Source organism: Caballeronia telluris (assembly GCF_001544495.1).
GTDB lineage: Bacteria > Pseudomonadota > Gammaproteobacteria > Burkholderiales > Burkholderiaceae > Caballeronia > Caballeronia telluris.
Map to the genome: position 1 here is coordinate 1 of NZ_FCNZ02000131.1, position 1,205 is coordinate 1,205.

Annotated in this window: 1 protein-coding gene; it reads right to left on the reverse strand. The window is 59.6% G+C overall.

Features of this window, described 5'->3' with window-relative positions; all coding sequences use genetic code 11:
• Window positions 1-57: 57 nt before the first annotated feature.
• Complete coding sequence (locus AWB66_RS32545; RefSeq protein ID WP_087634055.1) at window positions 58-1,095, reverse strand: IS481 family transposase; 1,038 nt, start codon at window positions 1,093-1,095, stop codon at window positions 58-60.
• Window positions 1,096-1,205 lie beyond the last annotated feature (110 nt).

Sequence of the window (1,205 nt, forward strand, 5' to 3'; positions counted from 1 at the left end):
TGTATTAGCCTGGACTGCATCTGACAGGTAGTCGGGGAAGCAAAGGGAGAAGCTTATTCAGTGAGGGATCAGTTTCTCCCTGGCGAGTTCGAGTGAATCAAGGAAGGTGCGCATGGGCGTCTTGCCGTAGCACCATCGTCCCTGATGTTCGCGCTCATTGTTGTACTGGTCAAGCCATTCATCCAGATCGGTCTGCAACGCCGGGATCGAGTCGTAGATCTTCCTGCGGAATGCGATGCGATAGAACTCGTTGAGCATGGTCTTATGAAGCCGCTCGACGATGCCGTTGGTCTGCGGCGAACGTGCTTTGGTGCGGGTGTGATCAATGTTCTCGACGGCCAGGTAGAGTTCGTATTCGTGATGCTCGGGGTTGCCGCAATACTCGGTGCCCCGATCGGTGAGCACGCGTGTGAGCGGGATGCCGTAGCTGTCGAAGAACGGTACGACGCGATCGTTGAGCAGATCGGCCGCCGGCAGCGGCGTCTTGCGGTCGTAGAGTTTGGCTAACGCCACCTTCGAGTAGGTGTCGACGAAGGTCTGCTGGTAGACGCGGCCCACGCCCTTAAGCGTGCCGACATAGAAGGTGTCCTGAGCGCCGCAATAGCCGGGGCATTCCGATTCGAATTCGCCGTGCGTTTCCTTTTCCAGTTTGGCACGTTCAAGCGCGGTGAGCTGCGATTCGGTCAGCACCAGTCCTTCCTGGGCGGATTTCGCCTCCAGCGCCTTCAAGCGCTTGTTCATGGTCTCGAGATCGTGACGCAGCCAGATGCTGCGCACACCCTGCGGCGAGACGCTCAGGGCATGGCGCTTGCGCACTTCGTTGGCAATACGGATCTGGCCGTGGGCAGGCAGTTCCAGAGCCAGTTCGACCACCGCTGCCTCGACCTGCGGATCCGCGCGGTTCTTGGGCAACGGACGATGGCAGGAGATTTCCTGCAGGGCGGCTTCGCCGCCCTTATCGTACAGTTCCTTGAAGCGGTAGAAGCTGTCGCGGGAATATCCCATTACGCGGCAAGCCTGGCTGACATTGCCCAGCTGCCGGGCCAATTCGAGCATGCCGACCTTGGCGCGGATGACTTTCTGTTCCTGAGTCATGGTGGACTCCTTGCGGTTCGCCGCGCGCGTCACCGCTTCGGGCTACGCCCTCCGCGCCAACGCGCATCAGCACGAGAAACCGACCACTGTCAGATTTAGTCTAGTCCACT